The 216-nt window shown below is 60.2% G+C and carries 1 pseudogene; it reads left to right on the top strand.

Going from position 1 to position 216, the window contains the following annotated elements:
- Nucleotides 1-216: pseudogene (locus F1735_RS38710) on the top strand (IS5/IS1182 family transposase); the annotation flags it as partial.

Here is a 216-nt window from a genome sequence, read left to right as displayed (position 1 = left end):
ACGACCACTGCCGCGAACTGGGACACGTCCCCCTGATCGACCATAATCCGCGTGGCGGCGAGAAGGAACACTTCGAGCCTGCCGATGAGGTTCGCTACCGTGAGCGCACTGTGGCCGAACGGACCAATGCGCGCCTCAAGGACGAGTTTGGTGGCCGCAACATCATGGTCAAGGGACATGCCAAAGTCATGAGCCATTTGATGTTCGGGCTGCTCG

It is taken from the genome of Massilia genomosp. 1 (genome assembly GCF_011682185.1).
Classification (GTDB): Bacteria; Pseudomonadota; Gammaproteobacteria; order Burkholderiales; family Burkholderiaceae_D; genus Telluria_A; species Telluria_A rubra.
Note: the sequence above shows the minus strand (reverse complement) of the source record. Positions and strands in the feature narration are given on the sequence as shown.